This is a genomic window from Prevotella corporis DSM 18810 = JCM 8529 (assembly GCF_000430525.1).
Lineage (GTDB): Bacteria > Bacteroidota > Bacteroidia > Bacteroidales > Bacteroidaceae > Prevotella > Prevotella corporis.
Window position 1 is genome coordinate 8,961 of the sequence record NZ_KE387158.1, and the last position, 25,976, is coordinate 34,936.

General features: G+C 45.2%; 29 protein-coding genes. 7 read left to right on the forward strand and 22 right to left on the reverse strand.

Annotated features, from left to right (window positions below; translation table 11 throughout):
• The 4 genes from H515_RS13625 to H515_RS0111985 form a co-directional block, all read left to right on the forward strand.
• The coding region (locus tag H515_RS13625; RefSeq protein WP_036891959.1) for a PcfK-like family protein at nucleotides 1–299 on the forward strand (299 nt) is incomplete at its 5' end.
• A gap of 4 nt (nucleotides 300–303) precedes the next feature.
• Nucleotides 304–1,578, forward strand: coding sequence for a PcfJ domain-containing protein (locus tag H515_RS0111975; protein ID WP_028902005.1), 1,275 nt, complete (start codon nucleotides 304–306; stop codon nucleotides 1,576–1,578).
• 34 nt (nucleotides 1,579–1,612) lie between these two features.
• The gene (locus H515_RS0111980) at nucleotides 1,613–1,867 is read left to right on the forward strand and encodes a hypothetical protein (RefSeq protein ID WP_021668384.1); all 255 of its coding nucleotides are present in this window, start codon (nucleotides 1,613–1,615) and stop codon (nucleotides 1,865–1,867) included.
• A 4-nt stretch (nucleotides 1,868–1,871) separates the two neighbouring features.
• The gene (locus tag H515_RS0111985; RefSeq protein ID WP_025064844.1) at nucleotides 1,872–2,102 is read left to right on the forward strand and encodes a hypothetical protein; all 231 of its coding nucleotides are present in this window, start codon (nucleotides 1,872–1,874) and stop codon (nucleotides 2,100–2,102) included.
• Nucleotides 2,103–2,263: 161 nt separating this feature from the next.
• Here the strand turns inward: H515_RS0111985 and H515_RS0111990 are convergent, their stop codons facing one another.
• From H515_RS0111990 to H515_RS0112075, 18 genes are all read right to left on the reverse strand, one after another.
• Nucleotides 2,264–2,626: a VOC family protein gene (locus H515_RS0111990; RefSeq protein WP_021668742.1), complete on the reverse strand. Its 363-nt coding sequence runs from the start codon at nucleotides 2,624–2,626 to the stop codon at nucleotides 2,264–2,266.
• Between the two features lie 9 nt (nucleotides 2,627–2,635).
• Nucleotides 2,636–3,361: a class I SAM-dependent methyltransferase gene (locus H515_RS0111995; RefSeq protein WP_021668741.1), complete on the reverse strand. Its 726-nt coding sequence runs from the start codon at nucleotides 3,359–3,361 to the stop codon at nucleotides 2,636–2,638.
• 13 nt (nucleotides 3,362–3,374) lie between these two features.
• A complete protein-coding gene (locus H515_RS0112000; protein WP_021668740.1) occupies nucleotides 3,375–3,968 on the reverse strand; it encodes a type 1 glutamine amidotransferase family protein in 594 nt (197 codons plus the stop codon).
• Nucleotides 3,969–4,087: 119 nt separating this feature from the next.
• Nucleotides 4,088–4,594 carry a glycoside hydrolase family protein gene (locus H515_RS0112005; RefSeq protein ID WP_025064845.1) on the reverse strand — a complete coding sequence of 169 codons (507 nt, stop codon included), beginning with the start codon at nucleotides 4,592–4,594 and terminating at the stop codon, nucleotides 4,088–4,090.
• Nucleotides 4,581–5,066: a DUF3872 domain-containing protein gene (locus H515_RS0112010; protein ID WP_025064846.1), complete on the reverse strand. Its 486-nt coding sequence runs from the start codon at nucleotides 5,064–5,066 to the stop codon at nucleotides 4,581–4,583. Before H515_RS0112010 ends, H515_RS0112005 begins: the two co-directional genes overlap by 14 nt.
• A 12-nt stretch (nucleotides 5,067–5,078) precedes the next feature.
• On the reverse strand, nucleotides 5,079–5,672 hold the full coding sequence (locus tag H515_RS0112015) for a conjugal transfer protein TraO (protein ID WP_025064847.1): 594 nt from the start codon (nucleotides 5,670–5,672) through the stop codon (nucleotides 5,079–5,081).
• On the reverse strand, nucleotides 5,666–6,616 hold the full coding sequence (gene traN / locus H515_RS0112020) for a conjugative transposon protein TraN (RefSeq protein ID WP_028902006.1): 951 nt from the start codon (nucleotides 6,614–6,616) through the stop codon (nucleotides 5,666–5,668). The genes H515_RS0112015 and traN overlap by 7 nt, the downstream gene beginning before the upstream one ends.
• 49 nt (nucleotides 6,617–6,665) lie before the next feature.
• Nucleotides 6,666–7,934 carry a conjugative transposon protein TraM gene (gene traM, locus H515_RS0112025; RefSeq protein ID WP_028902007.1) on the reverse strand — a complete coding sequence of 423 codons (1,269 nt, stop codon included), beginning with the start codon at nucleotides 7,932–7,934 and terminating at the stop codon, nucleotides 6,666–6,668.
• Nucleotides 7,927–8,229, reverse strand: coding sequence for a hypothetical protein (locus H515_RS0112030; protein ID WP_025878019.1), 303 nt, complete (start codon nucleotides 8,227–8,229; stop codon nucleotides 7,927–7,929). The genes traM and H515_RS0112030 overlap by 8 nt, the downstream gene beginning before the upstream one ends.
• 4 nt (nucleotides 8,230–8,233) lie before the next feature.
• Complete coding sequence (gene traK, locus H515_RS0112035) at nucleotides 8,234–8,857, reverse strand: conjugative transposon protein TraK (RefSeq protein WP_025878018.1); 624 nt, start codon at nucleotides 8,855–8,857, stop codon at nucleotides 8,234–8,236.
• 50 nt (nucleotides 8,858–8,907) lie between these two features.
• Nucleotides 8,908–9,945, reverse strand: coding sequence for a conjugative transposon protein TraJ (gene traJ, locus H515_RS0112040; RefSeq protein WP_025878017.1), 1,038 nt, complete (start codon nucleotides 9,943–9,945; stop codon nucleotides 8,908–8,910).
• 51 nt (nucleotides 9,946–9,996) lie between these two features.
• Nucleotides 9,997–10,626 (reverse strand): DUF4141 domain-containing protein, encoded by a 630-nt coding sequence (locus H515_RS0112045; RefSeq protein ID WP_025878016.1) that lies wholly within the window; start codon nucleotides 10,624–10,626, stop codon nucleotides 9,997–9,999.
• A gap of 28 nt (nucleotides 10,627–10,654) precedes the next feature.
• Nucleotides 10,655–13,168 carry a TraG family conjugative transposon ATPase gene (locus H515_RS0112050; protein ID WP_028902008.1) on the reverse strand — a complete coding sequence of 838 codons (2,514 nt, stop codon included), beginning with the start codon at nucleotides 13,166–13,168 and terminating at the stop codon, nucleotides 10,655–10,657.
• Nucleotides 13,165–13,500, reverse strand: a complete 336-nt coding sequence (locus H515_RS0112055) for a DUF4133 domain-containing protein (protein ID WP_025878015.1) — start codon at nucleotides 13,498–13,500, stop codon at nucleotides 13,165–13,167. The genes H515_RS0112050 and H515_RS0112055 overlap by 4 nt, the downstream gene beginning before the upstream one ends.
• A gap of 5 nt (nucleotides 13,501–13,505) precedes the next feature.
• The gene (locus tag H515_RS0112060) at nucleotides 13,506–13,808 is read right to left on the reverse strand and encodes a DUF4134 domain-containing protein (protein WP_004354999.1); all 303 of its coding nucleotides are present in this window, start codon (nucleotides 13,806–13,808) and stop codon (nucleotides 13,506–13,508) included.
• A 154-nt stretch (nucleotides 13,809–13,962) separates the two neighbouring features.
• A complete protein-coding gene (locus H515_RS0112065; RefSeq protein WP_028902009.1) occupies nucleotides 13,963–14,736 on the reverse strand; it encodes a hypothetical protein in 774 nt (257 codons plus the stop codon).
• Entirely contained in the window at nucleotides 14,733–15,260 is a 528-nt protein-coding gene (locus H515_RS0112070; RefSeq protein ID WP_028902010.1) for a DUF3408 domain-containing protein, read from the reverse strand. The genes H515_RS0112065 and H515_RS0112070 overlap by 4 nt, the downstream gene beginning before the upstream one ends.
• On the reverse strand, nucleotides 15,247–16,050 hold the full coding sequence (locus tag H515_RS0112075) for a division plane positioning ATPase MipZ (protein ID WP_025876768.1): 804 nt from the start codon (nucleotides 16,048–16,050) through the stop codon (nucleotides 15,247–15,249). Before H515_RS0112075 ends, H515_RS0112070 begins: the two co-directional genes overlap by 14 nt.
• 589 nt (nucleotides 16,051–16,639) lie before the next feature.
• Between H515_RS0112075 and H515_RS0112080 the strand changes: the two genes are divergently transcribed.
• The 3 genes from H515_RS0112080 (at nucleotide 16,640) to mobC (ending at nucleotide 20,397) form a co-directional block, all read left to right on the forward strand.
• Nucleotides 16,640–17,053 (forward strand): plasmid mobilization protein, encoded by a 414-nt coding sequence (locus H515_RS0112080; RefSeq protein ID WP_025877523.1) that lies wholly within the window; start codon nucleotides 16,640–16,642, stop codon nucleotides 17,051–17,053.
• A complete protein-coding gene (mobB, locus tag H515_RS0112085) occupies nucleotides 17,050–18,327 on the forward strand; it encodes a conjugal transfer protein MobB (RefSeq protein WP_028902011.1) in 1,278 nt (425 codons plus the stop codon). The genes H515_RS0112080 and mobB overlap by 4 nt, the downstream gene beginning before the upstream one ends.
• Before the next feature lie 66 nt (nucleotides 18,328–18,393).
• Nucleotides 18,394–20,397 carry a conjugal transfer protein MobC gene (gene mobC, locus H515_RS0112090; RefSeq protein ID WP_028902012.1) on the forward strand — a complete coding sequence of 668 codons (2,004 nt, stop codon included), beginning with the start codon at nucleotides 18,394–18,396 and terminating at the stop codon, nucleotides 20,395–20,397.
• Here the strand turns inward: mobC and H515_RS0112095 are convergent.
• The 4 genes from H515_RS0112095 to H515_RS0112110 are packed head-to-tail and all read right to left on the reverse strand — an operon-like array spanning nucleotide 20,387 to nucleotide 25,975.
• Nucleotides 20,387–21,865, reverse strand: a complete 1,479-nt coding sequence (locus tag H515_RS0112095) for a RagB/SusD family nutrient uptake outer membrane protein (RefSeq protein WP_021668932.1) — start codon at nucleotides 21,863–21,865, stop codon at nucleotides 20,387–20,389. The two genes, mobC and H515_RS0112095, sit on opposite strands and share 11 nt — an antisense overlap.
• A gap of 12 nt (nucleotides 21,866–21,877) precedes the next feature.
• Nucleotides 21,878–23,551: a TonB-dependent receptor gene (locus H515_RS0112100; RefSeq protein WP_244870084.1), complete on the reverse strand. Its 1,674-nt coding sequence runs from the start codon at nucleotides 23,549–23,551 to the stop codon at nucleotides 21,878–21,880.
• A gap of 21 nt (nucleotides 23,552–23,572) precedes the next feature.
• On the reverse strand, nucleotides 23,573–24,886 hold the full coding sequence (locus H515_RS0112105; protein ID WP_021668934.1) for a PKD domain-containing protein: 1,314 nt from the start codon (nucleotides 24,884–24,886) through the stop codon (nucleotides 23,573–23,575).
• Between the two features lie 51 nt (nucleotides 24,887–24,937).
• Nucleotides 24,938–25,975, reverse strand: a complete 1,038-nt coding sequence (locus tag H515_RS0112110) for a hypothetical protein (protein WP_004350150.1) — start codon at nucleotides 25,973–25,975, stop codon at nucleotides 24,938–24,940.
• Nucleotide 25,976: the final 1 nt, after the last annotated feature.

The window sequence follows — 25,976 nt, forward strand, 5'->3', positions numbered from 1 at the left end:
CCTACATTCTTAATGAAGTGCAGAAAAGCGGTTGCAACGGCTTTGATGATGATGAAATCTTCTCTATGGCTGTTCACTACTATGATGAGGACAATTTAGAGATTGGCAAGCCTACCAATTGCCAAGTAATGGTTAATCACATGGTGGAACTCACGGAGGAAGAAAAAGCCGAAGCAAAGCAGGAAGCCATTAAGCAATATCAGCGTGAGGAACTTGCCAAGATACAGAGCCGTAACGCACGAGTGAAAAAGACCGAGAACGCAGCAACCCAAGTACAACCGTCACTATTTGATTTTTAAGCCTATGAAACCGAGAAACAAATTTGAAAAGGCTGTTTTGGAACAAAGCAAGCATCTTCGCCCAATAACCAAGATACAGATTAAGTGGGCATTCCGTGAGTGTATTGACCACTTCGCCTACCGCTTGCCAAAAGGTCGCACCACTTGTATGGATTGTGGGCATAGTTGGACACTGAACAAACATAGAAAAACTTGCACTTGCCCTCATTGCAGGGCTAAGTTGCAGGTCAAGGAAACATTCCAAAGGAAATTGCAGCAGAAGCACTATTTCACGACACTCACCGCTTGCGGAGAATACCAAGTGTTGCGGATGTTCCTCCTCGTGGCTGAAATGGAGAAAGGTTGCAAGGCAGAGTACTACGCACTTGAAATCGGTCAGTATTGGTGGAACGCACAAGGACGAAAGACGATTGTTGCCGTTCAGAGAGTATTGGGTAGATATGTTGATACATTTTCCTATTGCGCACCTATGGCAATCCGCAATGACAACGAAGCCTACAGATATGTAGCCTATTCGCAGATATATCCGAAGTTCAAGGTATCAGACACACTCCGCAGAAATGGTTTCAAGGATAATTTTCACAATATCCCCCCGACAACACTCATTCCTGCCTTGCTTTCTGACAGCCGTGCCGAAACATTGATGAAGTCGGGACGTACAGACCACCTAAGCTATTTTCTTGGCAAAAGAAGAGTGCTTGACGAGTATTGGCAGTCTTATAAAATTGCAGTTCGTAACGGCTACGATATAACGGATATTTCCCTTTGGTGCGACTATGTGGATATGCTCCGCAGATTGAATAAGGACATACACAGCCCGAAGTTTCTTTGCCCCACCAACCTCAAAGCCGAACACGACCGCAGACAGGAGGAACTCAATAGACAAAGGGAAAGGGAAGAGATAGCCCAAAAACAGCAGAAGGCAATGGAAGACGAAAAACGTTTCAAGGAACTCAAATCCAAATTCTTCGGTATCCATTTTACCGACGGCACAATCCAAGTCCACGTATTGGAGAGCGTGCAGGAACATTTAGAGGAGGGAGTAACCATGCACCATTGCGTATTTTCCAACGAATATTATCTTAAAGAGGACTCACTAATCCTATCGGCTACCATTGAGGGCAAGCGGATAGAAACAATAGAGGTATCACTGAAATCATTTGAGGTGGTGCAAAGTCGTGGAGTGTGCAACAAGAATACGGAGTATCACGAACAGATAGTGAACCTTGTCAATGCCAACCGCAGGCTAATCAGCCAACGAATGAAGGCAACGGCATAAAGTATAAAGTATAAATCATTAAATTATCAGAGATATGAAAACAGAGATAGAGAACGTCATTTTTAATTGGTCGGATGAGATACCTCCCATTCTTGTCCGGGTTATCAATGCGATAACCCTATCCGACAACAAAGAGGAGTTAAGGTCGGCTATCAACCAAATAGCCGAAGAAACAGAACTTGACAAGTTCTTTGCCTATGGTTATGGTGCGCATCACTTTTGGCTCAAACACCGCAGATTGTCAAATGGAGAGCCAAAGGAATATAGATTATTAAAAGTTGAATTTTAAGATTATGAAGAAGAAAGTTTACAGAGTACGGACACAATACATCTTCGAGGGAGTTTTTGAGGTGGTTGCCGAGAGCAGAGAAGAAGCACGACAAAAGGTCATTCGGGATTGCGGATTGGTGATGGGCGGAAATGTTCACAGCACCCTTCCCGATGAGGAAATCAATTGGGCTTTCTCCACGCACCCCGAAGTAAGGATGGGACGGATAACCATTCAAGAAGAACAGACGGAATAATGCGGTCGGCAGATTTGCCGACCGCTCCTTTCTTTCGTGAGCTTCGAGCGGACAAAGAAAGGAGCAAAGAAACCCCGATGAAAAACATTTCGTTACTTTTGACAGTGAGTTGAAACGGCTCAAAAGTAACAAAAAGCCAAAATCAAAAACTCATAGTTCTCTTAATCATCACAAGAAATTCTTTGATAAAATTCCAGCCAATGTCCGTCAGGATCTTGAAAGGTCAGCAATTTTCCGTAAGGCTCTGCTCTTATTTCTCCAATCATTTTTACTTTTTTCTCTTTTAACTCTTCATACACCAACTCTATATGGTCAGTCTCAAACATAATTCTTGTTTTGCTTGCAACTACATTACCTTTGTGTGCCGGTCTTTGAAGAATGGCAAATGATGTTTCACCTAAATCAAACTCTATCCAATCTCCATCTGTCAGTTTGACCTCAAAGCCTATATCCTGATAAAAACACTTTGACTTCTGCAAATCACTTACATAAATCCAACAGGCGTATATCTTTCTCGGTTTCATTCTTTCAAGTTATTGATGTTTGATTTTCAGCAGACCGAAGAATGGAGTTATCTCTTGAATGTCCACAAGTTTCAAATGTACTTTTCTCAATGTCGTTTTCAAATCTTCGATGGAGTGGAACCAATATTCAGGAGGCGTATTCTCTTTCATGTCCTGCCAAGTATAGACATGTCCCTCTTGCAGATATGGCTTGATATGATTTTCATACACTTCTTTCGGGGTGGTATATTCCAACAGATAGCGATAGACTTCATTGAACTTTTCGGGAGATACGTCCGGATTGAACAAGATGATTTCATCTGCCATTATCATTTCGCCATCTGCTTTCAGCACTTGCTTCACAGCTTCAAACAGTCTTTCCTGCTCGTTCCATTCCACTTGGTGCAGAACAAGCGAGGAGATGATTAAATCCACGCTTTCCGCTGACAGTTCCAAATTCTGAATGTTACCACACTGAAACGAAACATTATCATAGTGCTTATAAGCATCCTTTGCCTGTGCAATATTCTCTTGGCTCGTATCTGTTCCGAGAGCGAATAGAAAATGAGGTACGAATGGTTGCAGGGATTTTCCCCAACCGCATCCCAAATCCATCACCTTGTTCCCTTTCTTGACTGTCGCAAATTCAAACATCCGTTCGCTCAATGCCTGTGTGGACTCAAACGTGTCTCTGCCATCAGGACTAATCGTTCTTTCGATATATACGGATAAGTTCTTCTCCCAGTTCTTTTCCATATGAAATTATTTATTATCTCACGAAACTATTTTTGTAGAAATCGTACCAAGCATCTATCTGTTCGGGACTGTTGGCTTTCAGCAATAAAAGCATCTCACGAGTGAATTCCAAATGTCCTACACCATTTGCCGTAACAATATTCTTGTCACTAACGGCTTGTGCTTCCACATATCCTGCTTCATTCGTATATTTCTCACCGCCCCATTTTTTGAGTTGGTCAAGACCATTGCCTGTATGCTTTACATTGTTCAGGAAACCGTGTGAACAGAGGAATGAAGCACCGTTGCATATCGCCCCGATGATTTTACCTTTATCTAAAGCCTCCTGTACCAATGGTACGACAAGTTCTGCTTCAGGTGAGCCCCAATGGTTGCCACCGATAAGCACTAAAGCGGCATAATCTTTCGGCATATTCTCGAAAGAATAATCGGGCAAGGTTCTGAAACCTCCGATGGAACGGACAGCGTCTGATGTCGGGGCAACAGTATGCACTTCGTACTTCACGTCACTGCCCGGTATCACGCCCACATGAAGAGCCGTTGAGAGAAATGCTCCTTCCCAGTCTGTGTATTCATTTAATAAGATAAATAAAACTTTCTGTCTCATAAATTGTACATTGTTTAATCCGTCACAAAGTTACTCATTCATAACAAGAAAGGCGAAGGAAATGGTAAGAAAACGCCTCTTACGAAGCATAAAAATGTCGCAAGAGGCGTATTTGATAATCAGGGTATATAAAACAAGGCAAACTCCACTTTTCGTCGTTTGACGAGACCTCTGAGGACTTTGCCTTTGTATCGGCAGAAAGAGACAAATTCACGGTAGAAATTCCTGTCGCCCGATTCTATCTTCCGCAGCAATTGGCTCTTAGCATGTTTGCCGTATCCCAGCAATCTGCCCACTCCGACATTATAGGACAGGACGGCAAGCAGCAGGGCATCCTTTCCGTAGTCCTTGAACATCATCAGACGCTTCATCAGATCTGTCCGAAGCAGAGAGTCTGCCTGTCGTTCCGTCATCGCTGCCGTAAAGTGTTCGCCCGGCAGGAGTTGATGCCCATATCCCACATACGGATAGCAACCCTTTCCGTGTAGTCCCTCAAAGTATTTCACGACCACCACGGCGCGCTCAAAAGGAGGTAAGTCTGCCAACCGTACCCTGCGCTGGGCAAGGATCGGCTGGCAGAGCAAGCACATTATACAGAATAAAGCAAAGCGTTTAGCTGTTCGCATCGTTCAAGGCTCTGGTTACTACTGCGGTGGTCTTTCCCTTTTCCTCCGCCTTTTCGTTGTTGAAACTGAAAGTCAGTTGCTGCATCTTACCGAAACTGTCCTCCACGTACACGTCAATCGTCTGGCGGTCGGTGGAGAGCGAGGTGTAGTACAGACGGAACACGTCCTTTGTGAGCGGATAGCGGTCGTTGGGCTTGAATACCGTTCTATCGTCCATTTTCAGTGTTCCCTTGCCGTCGGGCTGGAAGTATCGGATGGTGTAGCGTGTGTCAGCAAAATCGCCCCCTCGCTTGAGCGTGCAGCGTATCTCTGCCGTCTGTCCCTTGACAATGTCCTTCTGAACGGGCATCGTCTCGACAGTGAACGGATAAGACTGCTGAACATCCAGCTCCCTATCACAAGCAGATAGACAAAACACGGCAAGGGCAAGTACGCCCATTACCCATATCGAACTTAATATCTTCTTTTTCATGTTTCTTTTCTATTAAATATTAAACCTAAGTCCTGCTGATAGCGCAGGACGGAAACGATGCACGTCCGTTCCAAAGAGGAACCGCCCTTGTGCCTTGACAAGAAACAGAAGCCTGTCCGTAAGGAACACCTCCACCGAGCCGTGAACGGCTCCGCCATAGACAAAGCATGAGCGGTCGAGCAACGTAGCCCCATCGGGCAGCAGCTTTTGATCCTCGTTGATTTCTTCATAACCACCTAATGCGGATATGCCACCATAGAGGAACACGTTCTTGCCATTGTCGGAGAGTATCTGGTGCATATAGCCTACCTGCAAAAGCGCATCCTTGAGGTTTACGTTATAACTCCTGTACGGCACATTCTGCTGTTCATACTCTGCCAAGACAAAAGTATAGTTCTCACGCTTCAAATAACGGGTAAGTGATATGCCAAGACCGAAGTTATCCTTGCCAAAGAACTTTTCTCCTTTGATAAGCGGAACACTCCCTACGACCTCTATTCCCCTTTGCTTGGGGATAAGTCGCTGTGCCTGCGATGGCAGACTGAAAGCCATTGCCACCGCCACGCAAGCCGATAAAATAAGTTTCTTCTTCATAAAACCTACCATTTGAGTTTGAGGTTGTCAATCTTCTTTGCCAGCTGCAAGTCTTCCTGCCCGACATAAAAGGCCAGTGTGCGTCCGCCGTTTCGCTCGTAGATTGTTACCTCCAGTTGTTTTTCCTCCGAGAGGGCAAACTGCTCCAATACGAACACGGAATGCTCGTGGCTTTGTCCTTTCACCTGCATCACCTGATGATAAGCACGCAAGGGCTGAAGTACTTGCTCCTGAATGGCGGTACGCTTTGCCATCTTCTTATCAACCACCTTGAAGGTGATGAAGTCCACCGAGTACGGCATATTCGTGCCATTTTCCATTCGGGTGTGGAAATACAGCAAGCCATTATGGGCATACAAGCCACGAAGCAGGAATTTCATACCAAACTGCTGCGCACCGATATGCTTAATGCAGCCTCTGTCATTCTGATAGATAGTCTGCATCATCAGTTTGACTAATATAGGCGACTCATTGCCGAGTTCCTTAAAATAAATGTCAGAGCGGTTGCTTGGCAGCCTGCCTTCTGTCGTAGAAAGAAAATCCTTCATCTCTATGCTGAGTTTCTCTGGTTCATCGGCATACTTCACGTTAAAAGCATAGAAAGAGCCGTCCTCACAGATAACACTCATATTGGTCTCCGTTTCAAAGCCCTTCACCGAAGCCTTTACACGCAACACGTTCTCAGCATCCTCCGCTTTCCCTGCAATGATATTCTGCGAACCTAAGTCTACATAACGAATAGTAGAAGGGAATATAAGATGCACGGTCTTGTCGAAGGTAACGCCCAAGCCGTAGGGCAAGACGACACGCCCATTAGGAATGGCACGGCTCATCCCTTGAAAGAGTTCGCCCGAAGTAAGCGGACGGTTTGGTGTCAAACCATCATTGTTTTCCTGTGCTGTGGCTGTTGCTCCCACCATGGCAAGCATAGCCATTGATAAAATAATTTTCTTCATTGTTCCTTTTTTATTTGATGTTATTTTTTACTTATCATTTTCGATTGTTTTATTTGGACTGAACCAGGAAAAGGCGATAGCCCCCTTTGAGCGTTACCTTGATAGTGCGCAGTTTCTTCTGAAGCAGCTGACTTGCACCCTGCATCACCCCACGGGCAGCCTCGGAGATAATCTGGTCCTTGGCAGAGGAAGCGAAGGTAAAGGAGGTTCCCATTGAACCACCGATGTTCGCCCCGACTTCCTTAAGCGCATTGATGTCCTCCGAACCTGGTATATACACCCCCTCCTGTCCGTCTATATCGTATGCTGAGAGCTTGACGGCTATGATATGCCCTCCAACCTCAATACTCTTAATGAGCAGGTGCATACGGTTGCCCTCAATCTTGGCAGATGCAATCAGCCGGCTCTGCCTTGGAATACGCAGTCCCTGAACCTTGGCAGTTTCCAGCAGGCGAAGCACCACATTGTCGCCCTCCTTGAGCGTGGTCGTTCTGTCCACTACCACTTTGAGCGTGTTGCGCATCGTGGGAGTGGCTGTGCTGGTGAGCGAATGGAAGCCCATGTTGCGTGCTTTCGTCCCGTATTCCTTGATGAAATCCGCATCGCTCATCGGCTGACCGAGTGAAGTCACCACCTGTTTGCGCTCCGCCAAGACCTCCATTGACGGTGTACCAACTTGCGCAGCCTGCCCTTTGGTCACACCCATATCGGTGGTAGAAGTGGTGTTTCCTTTGCTTTCCGTAAAGGCATTACTCAATGACGGTGGCACAGATGATGTCTTGGGTAGATACTTTGCTGCCATCTGATAGCTCTTTTCCATCAAGGCAAGCTGCCGTTTCTCTTCATTGTCCTCCCTGCTTTCCTTTTGGGATAGCTCTTTTTTGAGGTTATCTATCTCCGAGCGCAAGGCTTCACGCTCTTGCTCGTGCGGATCGGGAGTGTAAAAGGAGTTCAAAAGGCGATTATTCTCCTCATAACGATGCATGGAGTTTTCTATCTTTGCCGTAGAAGCAGCTGTCTCTGCACGCTGCTCCTCTGATGGGGCTGTGTTCTGTGCGAAATAGTCCGACAGCTTGCCCATCTCCTCGCGGGACTGTTCTTCCTCGTGTGCCTTGTCGCCTAATTCGTAGGCTTTGAGCTTGTTTTCGGTGAGCTTTTCTGTCGTTGCCTGCGGGATGCTGTCATTGAGCCCCTGCTCCGCAGCGGTCTTATCCTTGCCCGAAGGTGCGAAGATAAACCACATTGAAAGGGCAAACAGCAGTCCCAGACCTCCAAAGACCAAGCCTTTTTTCATTTGTTCTTTCTGTTTATTATCCATTTTCTTTGATTGTTTGATGATGTTGTAGGTAAAAATTGCCGTGTAACTCTTGTAAATTGCTGTCTGTCCGTATCGGACTGTCCGTCAGCTTTCCCGTGGGGATGGGTAGTTTTTCCTTCTTTGGAGGAAAGAAAAACTGCGCTATCATCCAAAGGGAACAGATGAGATAGATAAAACTCAGTCCATAGACGATAGCCTTGCGCTGCCTTATCGTGAGCCTTTCACACCAATGACGGAGCCAAAGGTGAAATCTCAGATAATGGTGAGCGAGCAAATAGTTTACTTTTCTTGCCATAGCCTTATCGTTTATAAGTCTGTATGTCTCTGTTCTCCTTGACGAGGAAGTTCTCCATCAGGAAGCCTTGCGGGTTGTTGTCCGAACGGACTGAGTTCTGCAGCGTGCAGGTCGTAACAAGACTGCGCTCTGTAACATTACTCTGACGGACGATAAACTCCCGTGCATAGGTCATTACCGCATAAGGGTAAGTATTAAAGTTGCAGTGGATAGAATCCACCTCTATGCGCTGATTGACATTACCCGATATGGCACGGTTATAATACCCCTTCTCTGCCAAGTCCTTGTAATAGTTGAAAGCCGACTTGTCACACAGTACGAAGGCACGTTCCATATTCTTCTCAATAGCATCCTTGTCAGGCGCAATGGTGAAGAACAGTTCATGGAAGCGACGTACATGCTCACGAGCTTCAACCGGTCGATTTCGGCTTGCATCCTGACTAAGGGCAAGCATGAGCGACTTTCCCTGATCAAGTACATAGATTTTCTCCCGCTGCTCCTTGGCGAAGCTGTACGAGGCATAGAGGGCATATCCGCTCACCACCACGCAGACAATGGCAAAGACAAAGGCATAGAGCCTTATCTGTCTGAATGAGGTCTCGATATTGTTGAGTGATTTGAATTCCATTTCTTTTTCCTTTTATAGCTGTTGATTAATTAAGTATTGTTGCTCCATTTCTATTTTCCTTTAAGCAGCGCTCCCTTGATGCGTCCACCGACATTTCCCACAGCGGCACCTGCGCCTGCCATGGCAGCCTTGCCGCCGGTATATGCACCTTGAGCGCCACGCTGTGCAGTCTGGTTGACATTGCGTCCGTAGGAGCCGATACCGCCTCCAGCTTCAATAATCCAACCTGCCACAGTAGGTACACAGAAGTAGCCTACAATACCGATAAGGAAGAAGACGATGTAATACCACGTTCCCGAATCAGGCAGATAATTAGGGTCACTGAGTGCCTCGATGTCCTTCTGCATCATGAGGACTTGTATCTTGGTGAGCAGAGCCGTAAGAATAGAGCTGACAGGCAGCCACAGGTAGACAGAGATATAGCGTGAGAACCATGCCGTAAGTGAGCCTGCTAGACCATCCCATACGGCTATGCCGAACACGATAGGTCCGAGTATCGAAAGGACAATCAGAATAAAGGTGCGAAGCGTGTCGATGATGAGTCCCGAAGCATGGAACAGCAATTCCAAAAAGTCGTGAACAAGTTTCATGAACCATTGCTTGGTCTGATAGGCGGCACGCTCGGCATACATCCCCGCAATTGTCACGGCATCTTCCGGACCGATGATGCCCATTTCCTCTATCTTCTGGTCGAACTTTTCGTTGGAAACCAAATAAGCCGTTTCAGGATTCCTAAGGTAGGCTTCCTCCTGCAGCTTATCTCTTTTTGCGGTCAGTTCCGCCAAATTGCCTTCCTGCTGGTGTACCATCATCTCCGTTCCTTGCACCACAGGTGAGAGTACGGCGTTCATCGTACCGAGTACGACTGTCGGAAAGAACATGATACAAAAGCCCAGCACGAAGGGACGGAGAAGCGGAAACACATCGATTGCCTCGGCACGGGCAATGGAAGCCCACACCCGAAGGGCAATATAGAAGAGCGACCCCAAGCCTGCAATACCTTTGGCAATGCCCGTCATCTGGGCACAGAGCGGCATCATCTCGTCATAGGTTGAGCGTAGCAGCTCATGTAAACTGGCAAAATCCATAAGCAAAAGTTTTTTATGAAAGTTTTTTCAAGTTTTATTTAGTCTGTGGAATTACCAGTACCTGCTTGCCGTGTTGCCGTAGAGTGCCTTGACAGAGGCAAGGTTGTTCTTCTCCCTTGCACGAACGTAACTCACGGAGATATTCTTCCTTGTATAGTACGACACCAAGGAGCGGTACTCGCGTAGTGTGGTATAGATACGGTCTATCTGCTGCATGCGCTCGTGGTCGTTCATGGAGAAGACATTACTCTTGACGATGGACTTGAGTTCCTTCAGGCTCTCACCGCTCTGTTCGAGCAGCTTGGTGTAGCCCGAAGCCATCGCAGCGAGTTCTGTCGGGCGGAAGTTCCTGTCTGAGAGCATCTTTTTGTAGGAAGTGACATAGATCTCAGAGATGTCGCCCACCATCAGAATACACTCCTTAACCTTATAGGCATCGCCAATAAGGTTATTCACTTTCTTGAGGGCATCGTAATACTTCTTTGTGTCGTTGTAGAGTTTCTCTACCTCCTTGAATCCGTCAAGGGTATTCTTTACTGTCTTGGAGGCTGTTGCTATCTCCTTGACCGTATTGGCAATGTTGCCGGCAAAGTTACCGGGATCATAGACCGTCCACTGTGCGTGTGCTTTGGGAACTGAAAGGCTCAATCCTAAGAGAGCCATGAAAATGTACTTTTTCATTGTTGCTATAGTTTTGATGGTTTATTACTTATTTCTTTTTATTGTTTCTTTTCTCTATGGCAAGCTGACGGATAGCCGTTTCGATATCTCCACCAAGCTGTGCTGCCCTGTTCATCACCTCTACCTTCTCGGTTTCCTCCGTGGTGTAGGTCAGATATTCCTCCATGCTCACCTCCGTAGCATAGACAGCACTCTGCATACCGCCCAGACCTATCCACACCTCCTTGTAGAGTCGGTTCGGGTCATTGTTTTGATTGATGGAGAGTATCTGGCTCTTTTCCTTTTCCGAAAGACCGAGCATCGCCTGTATACCGTCAAACTTGGTCATGTACTTGCGCTGGTCAAGCAGTATCTTGCAGTCGGAGTTATTGATGATGCTCTCCTTGACAATGGGCGACTGGATGATATCGTCCACCTCCTGAGTCACGACAATGGCTTCCCCGAAATACTTTCTCACCGTCTTGTAGAGATACTTGATGTAGTCCGCCATGTTTGCCGAAGCGATGGCTTTCCATGCTTCCTCAATGAGTATCATCTTGCGGATACCCTTTAATCGGCGCATCTTATTGATAAAGGCTTCCATGATGATAATCGTTACCACAGGAAAGAGGTCTTTGTTGTCCTTCACTTGGTCAATTTCAAAGACGATGAAGCGTTTACTTAGCAGGTCGATGTTCTTATCCGAGTTTAAGAGAAAGTCATATCGACCACCACGATAGTATTGCTTCAATGTAGTTAAGAGGTTGTTAATGTTGAAGTCCGAGAGTGTTACTTTGATGTCACGCTTTTCCATATCCTTGCGGTACACGTCCCGCAGATACTCATAGAAAGTATTGAAGCAGGGAGTGATGCTCCTGTCCGAGCGAATCAACTCTATATAGGCATTGACGGCAGAACCGAGTTCGCCCGCTTCTGTCTTGGTGATATGTTCATCAGCACTTTTCCAAAGCGTGAGCAGCAGCGTACAGATACTCTCCCTTTTCTCCACGTCGAAGAAATTGTCATCGGTATAGAAAGGATTAAAGGAGATAGGATGTGCATCAGTATAGGTGAAATACACCCCGTCCTCGCCCTTGGTCTTGCGGTGGATAAGTTCACACAAGCCCTGATATGAGTTACCCGTATCAACCAAGAGGACGTGTGCCCCTTGCTCGTAATACTGGCGTACCATGTGGTTGGTGAAGAAACTCTTTCCACTGCCCGAAGGACCTAAGATGAACTTGTTACGGTTGGTAATCACGCCGCGCTTCATTGGCAGGTCGGAGATGTCGAGGTGGATGGGCTTACCCGAAAGGCGGTCTGCCATCTTGATACCAAAGGGAGAGAGCGAGTCCTTATAGTTCGTCTCTGCCGTGAAGAAACAGAGGGCAGGCTCGATAAAAGTATAGAATGACTCTTCTGCAGGAAAGTCTGCCGCATTGCCGGGAATGCCCGCCCAATAGAGCGTTGCCGCATCAATGGTGTTGTGGCGAGGGTGGCATTCCATCAAGGCAAGGGCAGAGCCCACGTCATTCTTGATTTGGCGCAGTTCTTCCTTGTCGTTACTCCATGCCAATACGTTGAAGTGGGCACGGATGGAGGTCAGTCCCTGCGAGTGGGCGATGTTGAGATACTCCTGTATCCACTCCTCGTTGATTTGGTTGCTACGGCTGTAGCGTGCCAGCGAGTGCATATTTCTTGCCTGCTTCTCGAAGCGTTCCAAGTTGGCATCGCTGTCCTCGATGAAGATATACTGGTTATAGATGTGGTTACACGGTAACATCAGACCCACGGGAGCGGCAAAGGAAAGACGGCAGTCGCTCCTGTCGGTGGATAACCGTTCATATCGGCTATCAGTACTCACACTTGTGGGCAAATCATCTGTATCGCTTAATGTATGTAAGCAGAGCATATTGTCGCCCACACGCACAAGGTCTGCACCCAGACGGATGTCCTCCAATGAGGCATGTCCCTCTTCTGAAAGAGAGAAATACCTGTCAAGCAGGCCGCCCTTTTCATTTGTGCCAACTAACTCATCTTCAGTCATGCGGACAATCCTTATCTGCTCGGTATCGTTGATGATACGCTCGAACTGGTCTACGGCTTCCATAAACTTCATCACTTCATCCTTGTTGGTAATTTCCTTGGGCAGCAGATGTCCACGACAAAGCGAAGAAAAATTGCTCTGCTGTGCCATACGCTGCTTGTTCGTCTTGGTTAGGAAGAGATAGACCGAGTGGTGTAGATAGGGACGCTCGTTGAAGTGCCTTTCAGAGGAACGGGCAAGGAAGCTCAGTCCACCATCGGAGAGCTTTCCTTGATAGTCCTCCTTGATGAACCAGTCCTGCTTGTGTACGATGCTGTAATTGGGTAGCACCTTGATTGCCTTATGCCAGGCAGAGTGCATTGCCTCGTATTCTGTAGAGGTGACGGTAAAGAGTTCGGGCAGTTCCACACGGAAAGCCGCAGTGATGTCAGCATCTTTGCTCACCATACAGCCCTGCTCTACGGAGAGCAGTGGAAACTTCGACCCCAAGGTAGTTATCTTGCTTTTGTTTCTCATTTCTTCGCTTTCTTTGGTTGAAGATTACGGATAAGGTGGAAGACCGTACGGCGGTTCACAAGGTAGCGTGGGTGCATATGCACCGCTCCCTGCTTCATCAGCCCATATTGCCCGTACTTTCGGTTCATGGAGAACGTTTGCCACACCATGAGGGTGGCACCCACTACGCCTATGGCCAGACAGGCTATCTGGCTCACTCCGCAGAGATAGAGCACGACCACGAGGATGAAGACAGCCAGCAACCCTCCTGCAAAGAGGAATAGGTATTGCGCCTTCAAGCCCTTGAACTCCACCGTCCGACCTACACCTTTGTTGATTTCCCAACTCGCCATAGTGGTTACAGGAAGAAAGAACGTAGGATGGTGGCAGCCACGATGAGGAAGATACATGCACCGAACCAAGAGGCTGCGGTCTTGCTCGTATCGGGGTCACCCGAACTGAACTTGTTATAGACTTTTATTCCTCCTATCAAGCCCACCACGGCACCGATGGCATAGATAAGTTTCGTACCGGGATCGAAATAACTGGTCACCATCTTGGTGGCTTCATTGATACCCGCCATTCCATTGCCCTGTGCATAAGCTCCTACGGTGGCGGCAGCCATCAGGAGCAGCATTGTGATTTTCTTTTTGTTGTTCATTGCTGTTTTTATTTTAAGTTGTTAAACAAATTATTTTCATTTTGGTGAAAGTGACAAGGGGTAGCTCGGTTTTATCGTATGACAGATATTGGCAGATTGTTTTACTTTTGAGCCACCCCCGCATCACTTTACAATATGAATAAAAACATTAGTCTTACAGATAGTATGACAGTGGACGCTCGCCCATATCGTCAGTTTCCGTCATCAGATTGTCAGAAGAGTTCTTTCTGGAGGCATCGAAAGTGGACAATTCATCTGTCTGCTCTTCTCCTTCCTCTGCGCTTCGGATTTTATCTAGCAGGATGGACTGCTCACCTTGCATTTTGGCGACATACTCCTTGTATTTCTCCATAAAGTCAGTGCCTTTAAGTTGACCGACAATTTCCTTGACTTCGACATCATCTACCTCATCACTGTTCTTACGCCACTTTCTCATGCGACCTAAGTCACGTGCGAGGATAGATTGACTGGATACCTCGCCATCTTCAGATGCGGACTCAATAGGCAGACTCAGATCCTCGCGAGCAACCTCGTTTTCGTCCTCTCTTTCCATCTCATAGCTAACCTCCATCTCGTTATCCTCTTCCTTCATGTCATCTTTATTTTCGGAGTTTTGCGGTACAAAATTATTACTATTCTGCTTTGAATTTTCAGATGAAGAAGCAGAGGGAACTTGTGGGATAACAGGGGAAATGGAACGGCTTTTGCCAATCAGTACAAACTCGGCTTGATCTTCTGTTCCTTCTCCTTTTTGTCCGTCTTTTTCCTTCGTCGCTTCATTCTCCTTAGTCTGCTCATTGCACTTTTTATTTCTCTTGATAAGGACGCCATACGGAGATACATACCGCATATAGAAGTACAGGATACCCAGCATTATCCAAATGATGATGAGTATCAGTATAAAACTGAAAAGTATTGTTTCCATCATAGTGTTATTGTTGTCTTGCGTCTTTGTTTTGCTGCCGCACTGTTGAGCAATTCCAAATGTTCACGCAGGTGTTCCCTAAGAATGTTGTCTATATATGCGGCTATGGAAACACGCTCCCCCAAGTCCTGCAACACGTTGCGCAGGTTCTGCAGCGTTTCCAGATTAATGGAGAAGGCTGTCCGCATTTGGGAGCGGACGGGATGAAAGTACAGGGAACGGTAGTCCTCTATGGAAAGGGAGGACACGCAGGGCTTTTCCATTCTCGGCTTCCTTTCCCGTTTCTGTTCCGTGTTCCCCGTTTCCTCTCTTTCTATTTCATCTACCGGTTTTTCTTTTGCTGTTTTCGTTTCTTTCGTCTCTTCTAAATTATTGTCTTCCTCCCCTGATGTTGCTGGGGAGGACTCAGTATCCTCGGAAGGGTCGAAGGAGTTTGGTATCGTGACAGGTTTCACCACGACATTGTCCTCTGCCATTTTCTTCAGCTTGTTTTCCAGCTGTTGCTTTCTTTCTTCAATCGTTGCCATTTTCTGTTTTCGTTTTTAGTTTGAGACGTTGAATTATCTCATTGACGAGTTCGTCCAGCCCTGTACCCATTCGTAATCCCCTTGCAGGGGGCTGATAGGTAGAGCGGAACACTCCGCGCAGTCCGTATGTGGAAAGTTCGTGAGAGAAGCGGTGCGTGGCATATACATAGCCGGGCAGGAGCGTGAGTTCGTATTCGTCGATGAGCTTTGTATATTCATCGATGATGATGTTCCTTACTCTTCTGTCCACCTTGTTCCAGAACAGGATAATATCCTTTATCCGAGAGTCGGACATCGAAACTCCAATCTCCGTGATAGTCTTGGCGTATGCCAGACATGAAACCAGCGACTGAATGTCGGCTTCAATCGGAGAAAGGATATAGTCCATCTGAAGGGACAGTTCCATCAGTTCGGTTGTTCCGGCATGTCCCGGGAAATCAAATATAACCAACTGGTACTTCTCGTTGCTGATTCCGTCGATTTTACTTCGTGCAGCCCTGACGGCTTCCTTGGGTGCGGACTTGTAAATTCTGTATGCTTTTTTGCCAAGGTGATGAAAGTACTCCTGCATGGATTTGGAAAGTTCTTCGCTCTCCTGAACGATACTTTTCTCACGTTCCCTCAATTTGTAGAAAGAGTCTTGCGACAGGTCGCAGTCCATCACGAAGAGGTTGATGCCTTGTTCGTAGTACAATATGCTGCTTACGATTTCGGCAAGAGTACTTTTTCCCACTCCTCCCTTTTGGGAAGAGAACCCCAGGAAGAGGGGGTGTTGTTGTTTGTTCTCCATAATGATAATTTCTTAGTTTATATTATTTGTCTATTTGATGTTTGGATGTTCCTTTATTCTTAAGAGTTATCAGCAGACAGTTTGTTTTGACTACATTTGGTTCATACGATAGTCCTAAAGAACGATTTCGAGTTCTTACAATCTGTTGTACTGACAATAGTTTGTCATGACAATAAATTGTTATGAATATGCATTGTTCCTTCTTATCATCTTTGGTGCAAGCAGGCGGTAATATGATATGTCTTTTGCTTGTGACATCATACCATTGTTCGCTCGCTCTGACTGCAAAATAAATGATATTTCTGCTGATTTTATTACAGCGATGAAGTGCAGGGAAATACGAGGAAAAAGAGTGAATATCATTGATAATGAGATATTTGAAAATCCACCGTAACTTTGCAGGCAGATAGAAAACATGGAGGTAGACTATCCGAAGCGGACACCCTTACAGGTGGATGCTTCTATTGCATCATCTCTTGATATTGGCAAGGTGTGTCTTTGTGACACAAACCACCGTTTGTACCACAAAGACCCTTGCCCCGAAGGGGAGAAGGATTACTCCAAAGTCGTAATTAGAAACCAAATGGATATGGATAAAGAAAGAGAATACGGTTCAGAACGGAAAATGTCAGGCAAACCCCGTTGGGACAACTGGCATGTACGGTTGCCCAACCCCAAGGACCAGCGACGGGCGATAGATTTGTTTCAGCGTTCGGGTGCAGAAACCAAGTCGGATTTCGTGCGTGGTCGCATTCTTGGGGAGAGTTTCAAGGTGATAACGGTGGATAAATCCGCCGTGGAATATTACAGAAAACTCTCTGAACTGACGGCACAAATCCATAAGATTGGCGTGCTGTATAATCAGGCGGTACGGGCTTTGAACAGCTATCACGGTGTGAAAACCGCCCGAATTATGCTGGAGAAAATGGAGCGACTCTCCCAACAGATTATCGAATTACAGCAGCAGACCATCAGTCTGACCATTGATTACCGGAAAAAATGATAGCCAAGATTTCTTCCACGGAAAACCTTGGCGGAGCACTCGGCTATAACTTCAAAAAGGTGGAAAAAGAAGAAGCGAGCATTCTTCTTGCCCAAGGCTTGTATCAAAACAAAGAGGGAACTTATACGATGGCAGAGGTGTTTGCCGATATGGAGGCTCTGATACCAAAGAAATGCCGAACGAAGAAAACGGTGTTCCATTGCTCGCTCAATCCACATCCGGACGAGAAACTATCTGATGAAACGCTCACGCAGATTGCCAAAGAGTATATGGAAGCACTTGGCTATGGCAAGCAGCCCTATATCGTGTTCAAGCACAGCGACATCGCTCGTGAGCATATACACATCGTATCGCTAAGGGTAGATGGTGATGGTCGAAAGATCAACGACAGGTTTGAAAAGCGAAGGAGCAAGCAGATTACCGATGTCTTGGAAAGAAAGTATAACCTCATTCCTAGTTCAAAGGTCAGCGAGCATGCAGCAGAAACGCCCAAGGTGGATATTGATAGAGGAAATATCAAAGAGCAGGTGGCAAGCGTCCTCCGCATGGTACTGAAACATTATCGTTTCTGTTCCTTGGGTGAACTGAACGCGATTCTGAGCAAATATAACCTTGTCGTAGAAGAAGTAAAAACGGAGTTTCGGGGAAAGAAGTATGACGGCTTAGTCTATGTTCCAACAGATGATAAGGGCAACAAGGCAGGCACACCCATCCATGCCTCGGACATCGGGCGTGGCGTAGGTTATACTTCCGTACAGAACAGGATGCAGAAGTCGAAACAAGCTATCAAGCCATTGATATCAATCATAAGGTACAGGGTGTTACAAACAATGCGTACCTCTCCCAATACGGAGAAAGAACTTCGGCAAAGATTGGAGGAACAGGGCTTGCGGGTGGTTATCCGAAAGAACGAAAGCGGTCGTATCTATGGCATTACCTTTATTGACGATAAAGAGGGAATTGCGCTCAACGGCTCCCGATTGGGCAAGGGATATGCTGCCAATGTCTTTCATACGTATTTCTCCAATCCAACGGACAACCCGTTCTTGGACAAAACGCTGTATGGCTATCCTGCTGCCCGTTTGGATCAATCGACAACTGTCCAGCCTTTGCAGGCAAATACGGAGGACAGCGACAACCTTGTCGATGAACTTATCGAGGATATGGCAGATGGTTTTTTCCTATCTACGGGCAACGATGATTGGAAGGAGGCGGCATGGCAGCGTAAACTCCGAAGACAAAGTAAGGTAAATCTTAGACGAAGAAAACATTAAACAAACGAGCATTTCTATCTCCCCTCCTTAGGAGGGGTTGGGGGAGGCTCCCAAAACAATACGATTATGGCACAGGAAGACGATTTAAGGGCATTGGGTAAAGTCATGGACTTTATGCGGGGAATATCAGTGATATTTCTCTTGATTAACTGTTATTGGTTCTGTTACGAGGCGTTTAACGAGTGGCACTTTACGCTCGGTATCATCAACAAGATACTGATGAATTTCCAGCGAACTACGGGATTGTTTTCATCCATCCTTTGGACGAAACTTTTTTGTGTGGTGTTCCTTGCCCTGTCCTGTTTAGGGACGAAAGGCGTGAAAGAAGAGAAAATCACATGGCCAAAGATTTGGACGGTGCTTTTCTCCGGCTTCGTCTTGTTCTTTCTCAACTGGTGGCTGTTGGCATTGCCCATTGGCAAGATAGGGGCGGCTTCGCTCTATATATTTACGCTGTCCATTGGCTATATCTGCTTGCTGATGGGCGGCGTATGGATGAGTCGATTGCTCAAGAACAACCTGATGGACGATGTATTCAACACGGAGAATGAGAGTTTCATGCAGGAAACACGATTGATGCAAAATGAATACTCGGTCAATCTCCCCACACGCTTCTACTATAAAAAGAAGTGGAACAACGGCTGGATCAATGTAGTCAATCCGTTCCGCGCATCAATGGTGCTGGGCACGCCGGGCTCTGGTAAATCCTATGCCATTGTCAACAACTACATCAAACAGCAGATTGAGAAAGGCTTTGCCATGTACATCTACGATTACAAGTTTCCCGACCTTTCAGAGATTGCTTACAATCACTTGCTTCATCATTTGGATGCCTACAAGGTAAAGCCGCAGTTCTTCGTGATAAACTTCGACGACCCAAGAAGAAGCCATCGGTGCAATCCTATCAATCCCGCCTTTATGACGGATATATCGGACGCCTACGAGAGTGCCTACACCATTATGCTTAACTTAAACCGCAGTTGGACACAGAAACAGGGAGATTTTTTCGTGGAGTCACCCATCATCTTGCTGGCTGCCATTATATGGTTTCTGAAAATCTATGAGAACGGAAAGTATTGCACCTTTCCTCATGCCATCGAATTTCTCAACCGTCCTTATGCACAGATTTTCCCGATACTCACTTCCTACGATGAATTAGCCAATTATCTTTCCCCCTTTATGGACGCTTGGGAGGGAGGTGCACAGGACCAGTTGCAGGGACAGATAGCTTCGGCAAAAATTCCTTTGTCAAGAATGATTTCACCAGCATTATACTGGGTGATGACGGGCGATGATTTCTCACTCGACATTAACAATCCCAATGAGCCAAAGGTGTTGGTTGTAGGCAATAATCCCGATCGTCAGAATATCTATTCGGCAGCACTTGGATTATACAACAGCCGTATCGTGAAACTTATTAACAAGAAAAAGCAACTCAAATCCTCAGTTATCATCGATGAGTTGCCGACGATTTACTTTCGTGGTTTGGATAACCTCATTGCCACAGCACGAAGCAACAAGGTGGCGGTATGTCTGGGCTTTCAAGACTTCTCACAGCTCACCCGTGATTATGGGGACAAAGAAAGTAAGGTGATACAAAATACCGTGGGCAACGTGTTCAGTGGACAGGTGGTGGGCGAAACTGCTAAAACGCTTTCAGAACGTTTCGGCAAGGTGCTTCAACAACGGCAGTCTATGACCATCAACCGCAATGACAAATCCACCTCTATTTCCACACAAATGGACAGCCTTATCCCTGCATCCAAAATCAGTAACCTCACACAGGGAATGTTCGTTGGAGCAGTGTCCGACAACTTCGATGAGCGTATTGACCAAAAGATTTTCCATGCGGAGATCGTGGTGGATAGTGCCAAAGTCTCTGCTGAGATGAAAGCCTACCAATCAATCCCTGTAATAGCAAACTTCATAAACGAAAATGGCTCCGACAACCTCAAAGAGACTATCGAAGCCAATTATAAATGTGTCAAACAAGATGTATTATCTCTTGTGGATTCAGAAATAGAACGGATAAAAAGCAACCCAGCCCTTGCTCACTTAATCAAGGAGTAGGTTTAGGCAGAAAGAAAGATTGTTTATTAAATAATTTATCTTGTGAAGTGCCAGCTTCTTGAAGTGGAACAAACTGCAGTGTGCTATCTTTATATACTGGGTAGTGGTCTGTGCGCAAAATATCTGAAAGTTGTTTCATCTCATAGGGTAATTCTCTTAATCGCTCCAACCAAACTTCCTCGATAAACTTATTTACGGATAATACTGAAAGTTGTTTGCTTAATTCAATCTGAGAATCAGAGGTAGAGCGAGCCCGAACTTGGGCAAGATAATTTACAGTCTCCGGAGTAACTCCTTCGCTATGGGCTATGGCTTCTGCTGCCATAAGCAGGACTTCCGCATAACGATAAATCCCCCAGTACTGTTTGTTAGAAGCAGCTATATCTGTCCCAGAAGCAAGCCAAAAATAGGGAGCCGGATCAAATATTTCAAAGATTGTCTTTCCCTCATCTTTAACTTTAAAGAAAGTATGGAAATACTGTCGGTCCTTTCCTCTTATATCTCCATCGGCATAGCATCTCATAAACGCCTGAATGGGCTTGAAGGCATTGAAAGCTACATGCTCCTTGACATTTTCCCAGTTTTTGGCCATTTTGGGAAAAGCGAATGATGCCCGTGTCAATGATGTTTCCCCATAAACAACATAAAGGTACTCGTCATTGGTTGGAGTAGTTCGAAGCGTATTGATAGCAGACACTGTTTCGTTAGCACCATTAGCTGCGAGATGGTGCTTCTCCGACCGTATGATGGGGCGAAGAATAGCGGCGGCCTGTTCATATTTATTCTTCTGTAATGGTTTCCCACTCATATGCAGGTACACATCACCCAATAGGGCACGGGCGGTAAATGCCGTTACATGTGAATTGTTTTCTTGGAAATTCTTTTCCGGTAAGGTGGCAATGGCATCAAGCAAGTCTTTTTCCACTTTCAAATATGCCTTTTCCATACTCAGCCACGCGGAGGCATGCCTTTCATCCGGGAAAGAACCGAATGTACGGATAAGATAAAACCGATTGAATGCACGGAAGAATTTAGCTTCACCAACAAGTTTTGCCTGCTCTGCCGGGGTGAATCCCGACGTGTTGGGAATCTGTAAGATGACAGTATCGGCGGCCTCAATTCCATCAAAACATGACGTATATATTTGTTTGGCCAAATCCCGGACAGAAGGGTCTTCCAAATTTTGTTTTTCCAATGCCGGGAAATACCCTTGCGTAGCTTCACTTTCAAACAGTCCGGACAAATAGCTTCCCCATGCCAAGGGAATACCATATTCTTGGTCTGCCGAAAGATAAAGCTGTGGAAGCCCCGTTGCATAAAGAGCATCTACGGCAGTGTTGGCTGCAATCGTGTCACTATATGCTTTTACTGGATTTTCAACAAAGTCGGTAGTCTCATTTTGGCAAGAGAATAAGCAAACTACGCCTATGATAAAAATGAGAATTTTTGTTTTTGTACAATATTGCATGTTCTGGTTGTTTTAGAATGAATAACTATAACTTACCTGGCTGGTTAGGGATGAAGAGTTACTCAAAGATGCTTCTGACAAGGAGCGGTGTTGATAAGCTACGCTGGCATTTAATCCATGTCGTTTAAGGAAACGATAACTGGCATGCCATCGAATATTATAGATGGTTGCCAATTTCTTATCCTCTTCCTGAGTTTGATTCATCGAAAAAGTCAGTCCTGTGGTTAAGGCTTTTTTTAGTAACCGTTTTGTACCGGTGAGTGTAGGACCTAATGTCAGAACATTCTTGCGTGATGCATAATTGTTGCTGACATTTACTCCTGCTGTTATAGTGAGATCCAATGGGATAAAATCAATACCATAATTGGCACCGAGATTCATAAAGTGTGTCAGATTACCGGGCATGATATATTGCCCTTGTTTGTCGGCAGCTTCCTGATAACTCGCTGTGGCAGAAAGGTTGTGTGTCTGTTTCTCATTATTCAGTAATCGCCAGTTCATATTTATATCCATACTGTTATTCAATTGGGTAAACCTCAGGGTGTCAAGATTTTCATACGGTGTACGCTCATTTATATAATCAAATGAGGACTTTATATTGCGATGTGCCTGATAGCTTGACAAAGAAACAGAGGCTGAAAACTTCTCACTGGGAGTAAAATTGATATTGGCAGAACCAACAAACCGTTTGTTTTTCTCCTGCTTTTGTCCCGAAAGATCATCTCGCTGCACACCTCCGCTAAGTGCAATACTCATCTTGTTGTCAAAAAGGCTACGGCTGTAATTGACTGTAAGGTTCTCATAGTCATTATTGAAATAGTAGGCACCGAGTGTTTCATAATCCGGGCTGATTCGTTCATAGCCTATACCGATGGTATTCCCCAAGAAGCTATATGCTAAATCCGCTTTGATAGCATGATAATAGCTTTTCTCCTTTACTCTTAAATCTCGCTGCATGATGCTTAGACCATATTCTAAGGATAGTTTCAAATCCTTGATTATGCTAAGACTTCCTTCCAGTCCAATAGCGATGTTTCCTTTAGGATATATTCCCAAGGCATCAGCATCAAAAGAAATATTACTCCTTTTATCCTTTGCCGTAAAAACTGTTCCTCCTAACGCAAACTTATCGGCCTCATATCTGACCTTTGCACCATATCCCCATCGTTCATAGTTGGGACGGATAGATGGATTCAAAGAGTCAGTATCCACGCGTTTTAATAATCTACCGCCCATTGCGGCGATTTGCCATCTGCCTGGAGTCAGCTCAATACCGGCACCGGTGAACTGGTGACCGTTGAGCGTATAGGGGCTAAAGCTCATCGATACATCTCCTATATGTGCCCGAATCCATTTGTAGGAAGGATGAAGGCTCAGCCGATTAGGAAGAGATGGATAGGAGAATTTTGTTCCATAGTTATTCAGATTGAAAGAGATAGGGATATGAAACAACTCATACAGCGACATGTTTATAGAGCCTGACAGCTGATAGGTAAAAGACTGACGAGACTGCTTGGGCGTACTATTGAATTGAGTTGCGTTTGCTGAAATGCTACCACTGATTTTTAGCGGCTTCTTCTTGCGAAACTCTAATATCTCCTCCACATTTTGGGCTGATACGGCGCTGCTCCATGTCATAAACATGAAGAGACCCAAGACTATTCGTATGATATGAGGTCTGTTCATATGTCTTATATGCGTATATTGTTATTCCCCTGCTCTCTTTTCAAGTTTGACATCCGCAACAATATAAGATTGCGAGCCATCTTTGACGAACTCCTTGATTCTGATGATTCCCCTTCTACCATCAGCAGTACGTACCAGCACGAAATGTGGTGTACTGGTTTTGTTGAAGTTTGTTTGATTAGTTTCCGACCACTTTGTAAATTGATTCATGTCAGAAGATCTTTTGATGTTGTCAAAAATGGCATTTGTGATATTGATTCCCATTGAACTGGGATTATTAATAAAAGTAGCATCTTGAGCATTGTCTATCTTTGGGAATGAATTGGCTTTAGCCTGATTGGGTGCAAAGAAGTAGCAGTAGTTGAAAGAGGAGTTAAGGGCAAAGAAACCGAAGTCAACCCATGCTCCACACTGTTTCTCCACAATCTTACTTGATGTTACCACACCACCTTCCTTGGCTGAATAAAAACAACCTACACTATTCTTTGCCTCATTGATGCCAAATTTTAGATCATTCTGCTTAATAATGCCACTGTTTGGTTTGATAACAATGTTTTTCTCCACAACTTTTTTTTCTTTGCCATTGCCAGCAATCATCTGTAGTTTGTAAGTACCAGCGTCCTCGAAGCGAATGGTCGTCGTTTCACTTGTAGGAGACAGCACATTGGCTCCTGCACATACCCAATGATAAGACAACCCTCCTGTGGTGAGATTGGTTGTCTTCAACGTGAGTGGGGCTTCCCAGTCTTGATCAACAGGCAGAGGTGCATACGAAAAATCGGCTTGCATAGGAGGTTGTAGGGTTAGCGCCTTAGTACGTTCCTCGTATTTACTGCCATTGAATACTCTTAGGTGGATCTTATGCTCACCACCGTCCGCAAAGGTTATCGTGCCCGGATGCTGTCGGTTGGATGTAGAGGGAACACCTCCTTCAAATGCCCACTCGTATTGGCTTCCACCTTTACTCTTATTGGTAATAGATACCACGCCTGGGGCGATGTCATTGAGGGCGATTGAAAAATCAAAGTCTATAGTCATGGTGGAATCAACCCTTATGGTCTGCTGACTTGCTCTTTCCTCTACACTATTCCAAACTCGCAAGGTTATTTTGTGCTCACCTGCCTGCGTGAATACAACCTTTCCTGGGCTTTTGTCTGTAGAACTACTAGGTTGTCCTCCTTCAAATGTCCATTCATATTCGTCTGCCCCATAACTTTCGTTTTTCAATTGGATAGTTACAGGTGAGGTCTTATCTTCTGATGTCTCAATGGTGAATGCCGATTCGATAGGGACAGCAGTTTCTTTGAGGCAGGAAGAGACCAAGCACGTCAACATAAAGAGTAGTACAGCCCGATATGGCCTATGTATTGTATTCATAGCTTGTCATCAAATATCTTCTCGTTCAAAGATGTGTAAAGTATTTTTAAAGTCCTTTATGTATAATTTATTGCCTATCATATACAAAGGCTTGGAAGGCACTAAGTGGTTACGTGTTTGTTCGTATTCATCTATGCTGATGAGTTCATATTCCCAAACCAGCTTGCGAGCTTTATAATCGAAAATGCCGATCCGACGCATGTTGCTACCGAAGTCCTCCTCTTTCTCACCCAAAAAGGTAAAATAGTCTCCTTGAAGCATCGGACTGAATACTCTTCGGTATGTTCCTATACCCGTGGGATCAGTTTCAAGGAAATCATACCGTTCTATAACTGCTAACTTTTCCGTGTCGATTATCGTAATCACATTTGATGAAATTGCAAATATGTTGTTTGTTCTTTTGTCTAAATAGACACCAAAGCAATCAAATGAATATACTTTGTTTCCCGTTTCCAAGTCCAAAGCTACCAATCTATAAAAATCTGTATAAAACCAGATGTTCCCGTGAATAACTCCCAATATCTTGTCTATTTTGTCGGTTCCGTCAGGTTCATATTCCGTCCCTCCCAATAAAGAAAGAGGAAATTGCCAGAGAGTTTCGATTTGAGTATTTATTCGCTTGAACTCTCCGCTAAAATTATCATAGGCGATAATTATATCATCTTCCACATACAGCATGTACGGAATAAACTCAGGCAATATCAGTTGTCCATCAATTGGAGATGCGAAGTTATAACCCTGTCGAAAAGGATTAAATTCCTCATAGGTCTTACCTATATATTGAGTTTGCTCATTTAGCAGAATAACATTACGTTCTATACTGTTCAAAAGTGTGTGCCCCTCGTATAGTTCAAGACTCCCCAAATGACTATACCATACATACATATACTTACCTCTAAGAGAAAGCTCTAAAGGTGCATCATCTTTTTCTAAAAGCACGCCATCGATATACAAATAACCTTTCTGCTCTTTGGTATAGGCATAGTCCCCATTACTGGGACAGAAGCTTTTGACATTTTCTATTTTTTGTGACTCAATATATCTCATA